At 74.6% G+C, this 3452-nt stretch carries 4 protein-coding genes; 2 read left to right on the forward strand and 2 right to left on the reverse strand.

What is annotated here, in order from left to right:
* Nucleotides 1–48 precede the first annotated feature (48 nt).
* Together ADK86_RS14330 and ADK86_RS14335 are read right to left on the reverse strand one after the other, a co-directional pair.
* On the reverse strand, nucleotides 49–480 hold the full coding sequence (locus ADK86_RS14330) for a DUF4440 domain-containing protein (protein ID WP_053696950.1): 432 nt from the start codon (nucleotides 478–480) through the stop codon (nucleotides 49–51).
* 85 nt (nucleotides 481–565) lie between these two features.
* Nucleotides 566–2077, reverse strand: a complete 1512-nt coding sequence (locus ADK86_RS14335) for a serine/threonine protein kinase (protein ID WP_053696952.1) — start codon at nucleotides 2075–2077, stop codon at nucleotides 566–568.
* A 203-nt stretch (nucleotides 2078–2280) separates the two neighbouring features.
* Between ADK86_RS14335 and ADK86_RS14340 the strand changes: the two genes are divergently transcribed.
* Both ADK86_RS14340 and ADK86_RS14345 read left to right on the forward strand, forming a co-directional pair.
* Nucleotides 2281–2550, forward strand: a complete 270-nt coding sequence (locus tag ADK86_RS14340) for a hypothetical protein (protein ID WP_030639667.1) — start codon at nucleotides 2281–2283, stop codon at nucleotides 2548–2550.
* Nucleotides 2551–2739: 189 nt separating this feature from the next.
* Nucleotides 2740–2949 (forward strand): hypothetical protein, encoded by a 210-nt coding sequence (locus tag ADK86_RS14345; protein WP_053696951.1) that lies wholly within the window; start codon nucleotides 2740–2742, stop codon nucleotides 2947–2949.
* Nucleotides 2950–3452: the final 503 nt, after the last annotated feature.

A 3452-nucleotide genomic window follows, 5' to 3' on the forward strand; every position in this document is an offset into this window, starting at 1 on the left:
GCCGGCGGGTGAGCACGGGGCGGTCGGCCCGTGGGCCAGCGGTCCGGGTCAGGGCTGGTCGTACCAGGCGAAGGCGGCGATCCGCCAGCCTTCCGGGGTGCGGACGAACTGGAAGGACTTGCTCCCCTCGCCCTCGTACGGGGCGCCGTCCAGGAACCCGGACTTGCGGTACGTGCCGAACCGCGACGCGATGTCGCCCGCGATCTCGGTCCGCTCGGACGTCTCCCATTCCGAGAACTCGACCAGCCGGCCCTCGGTCAGCAGCCGCTGCCGCGGCTCGATGAACGCCTCCACGGAGTAGACCCTGAACTGCGGGCCGGTCACCACGATCACGCCCTCCGGCAGGACCAGCCGGCGGATCACGGCCACATCGGGGGTCCGGCCGTCCCGGTTGTCGAAGGCGCCGAAGAACTCGGCGGTCAGCGCGTCTATCTCGGCCTTGTCGGTCTTTTCGGCCTGGTCGTTCTCGATCTTGGACATGGCGCGAAAGTAGCACCCGCCCGCCGCTGGGCGGGACGAAATGTTCGAATCCGCCGCCGGTTGCCGGGCGTCCGTCGGCAGGCCGTCAGCTCCGGCCGGTCTCCGGTGGGAGCGCGGACGACGACGAAACGTGCCCCGCCCCGTATGCCGACCGCTCGGACCCCAGACTCCTGGCCGGGCCCTGGCACCCCTGCGCCACCGCGATCCCCAGCGCCACCAGCAGCGTCACCGTGATGAACACGATGATCCGCTGACGCAGCAGCCGCCGGTCGGGGCCGGGCCTGCGCGCGCCGGGCGACGTACGCGATCCCGTACGGGAGACCCGAGCCGGGCGCGAACCGTTTCGGCCCGGGGTGCGTGCTCCTGGTACGGACGGGCGCGCCGAGGGCCGCCTGCCGCCGTGGGACTTCGGCGCGGCTTCTCCCGAAGGACCCGCGCCCGGGGCGCCCGCACCCGGAGCGCTCGAAGCACCCGGTGTTCCCTGGGGCCGGACCGGCGTGGCACCCCGGCCCGCCCCGCCGGCGCGCGGCGGCTGGGGACGCGGCGTCGGCGTGTTGGCCGCCCGCCGCTCCGTACGCTGCCGCGCGTACTCCTCCGCACGCTTGCCGGTCGGCCGGTCCGCCTGCGGGCGTACGGACCTGGCCGCCCGGGCCGGAGTGCTCCGCTCGGACGGCGCCCCCGCGCCCCGCTCGGGCGACGGGCCGCGCCCCGGCCGCAGACGCCCGGCCCCGCCGGGCGGCATCTCGCCGCCGGGCCCGCCCGGCATGGACAGCCCCTGCGCCTCGCGCGCCGCGATCTCCTTCAGCCGCAGCGACAGCGACAGCGTGCTGGGCCGGTCCGCCGGGTCCTTCGCCAGGCACGCCGCGAGCAGCGGGGCCAGCGCGTCCGGCACGCCGGACAGCTGCGCCTCCTCGTGCACGACGCGGTAGAGCATGACTTCCGAACTGCCCTGGCCGAAGGGCGAGTCCGCCGTGCACGCGTACGCGAGCGTCGCGCCCAGCGCGAAGATGTCCGTCGCCGGGGTCACGGCCGCGCCCCGCACCTGCTCCGGCGCGAGGAACCCGGGCGATCCGACCGCCGTACCGACGTGGGTGAGCGTGCTCGCCCCGGTGGCCCACGCGATGCCGAAGTCGATGATGCGCGGGCCCTTGGGGGAGAGCAGGATGTTGGACGGCTTCAGGTCCCGGTGGACCACGCCGGCGTCGTGCACCGCCAGCAGGCCCTCGGACAGCGCGGCGCCGATCGAGGCGACCTGCGCCGGGTGCAGCGGCCCCTCGTCGTTGACCTTGTCGTGCAGCGAGGGCCCGGGGACGTACTGCGTCGCGAACCAGGGCCGGTCCGCGTCCAGGTCGGCGGCCACCAGCCGCGCCGTACAGCCGCCGCGGATACGCCGTGCGGCCGACACCTCGCGGGCGAACCGCGAGCGGAACTCCTGGTCCTCGGCGAGGTCGGGGCGGATGACCTTCAGGGCCACCCGCTGCCCGCGCTTGTCGGAGCCGAGGTAGACCACGCCCATCCCGCCCGCGCCGAGCCTCCGGTGGAGCCGGTACGAACCGACGACACGCGGGTCCTCGCGCCGGAGCCGCATCATCGCCATGTCCATCCCCGCTGCCCGGTCCCGTCTGACGTGGCACAGCTTACGGATTGACGGCTCGCTGTGCTGATAGGCCGCGCATGCGTCGGCGACCGGATTGTCAGTGGCCGGTGGGATGCTGACGGTGTGGGGGAAATCCGGACGCGGCGCGGTCCGGCCTCCCGCGCGTGTGCCCAATGATCCGTCGCGGAAGGGGGATTGACGCGGTGAAGGGTGACCGGGTCGAGATCGTCGTGGATGCCGGGGACACCACCCGGGCGTATGAAGTGGTGGCGAGCAGGGCGGGCCGCAGGGTCGAGACGGCGGTGCGCAGGGGAGTGGTGGAAGTGAGCGAAGTCACCCGGAGCGGCTCGGTGGTCCGTACCGCCCGCTTCATGGCCAACCGGGTCCTCGCCCTGGTCGAACACCCCGTGCCGCGGGTCGAGGAGTCCGAGGCGGCCGGGGAGCGTCCCCTCCGGGATGACCCCAGGTCCTGAGGGGGACATCTCCACCCAGGGGAGTAGGCGCCGCGGCGTACCGTCATCCTGGCGTAGGCCGCCCAATCGGTACGACGGCATGACGCCCGCGGCCCGCCGGATGCCTAATGTTGTCTGCAAGCGGCGGGTGAACGCACTCGTCCCCCGAGGTCAGACACCCGCCGCCCCAAGACTGACGGGAGCGGGGCGATGTCGGACCTCTTCGGACGCACGGCCGTCCGTACGCAAGGACGCAGGGGCGTCTCGGCGTTCGGCGGACGGACCTCCGGGGCACGCCGGCATCCGCTCGTCGCGGTGGCCATGGTGCTGCCGCTGGCGGTCCTGCTCGCCGTCGTGTTCGGCGGCTGGGATGCCGTCATGACACAGGCGTCGTCCGTGGCCGGAATGCTGGGGCGCTGAGGCGCCCCGGTCCCGGGAGAGCGGCCCGGGACGGGGGACTTCCGGCCGACAACCCCGTGGGGACGGGGGTGCGGCGGACGGCAGAATGGCCGGGCATCTGGGGAGATGCCCGGCCATCGGCCTGTTTCGGGCCGGCTGGCGGGCTCGGCGGATTCGGCGGGGCGGTCGGAGGCCCGTGCGGGCCGGTCGGCGGACTCGGCGGGGCGGCGGGACGTCTGTCCGGGCCGAACGGTGGACTGCGCGGAGCCGTCGGAGGTCTGTTCGGACCGGTCGGCGGACTGGGCGGGCCCGGCCCCACCGCCTACGATCCCTGCGAGCAGCCCGTCCGCTCGCCCGCTCGCCCGCCTGCCCGCTCCGGGGGAGGGACGATGCCCGCAGCCCACATCAGCCCATTGGCAGCCCTGGCCCGGCGGACCGCCTCCGAAGCCGCCCACGGGCCCACCCCCTCGGCCGACCCTGAAGTCACCCACCACCCCACCCCCTCGGCCGCCCACCCCCAAGCC

It is taken from the genome of Streptomyces sp. NRRL F-5755, assembly GCF_001279365.1.
Classification (GTDB): Bacteria; Actinomycetota; Actinomycetes; order Streptomycetales; family Streptomycetaceae; genus Streptomyces; species Streptomyces rimosus.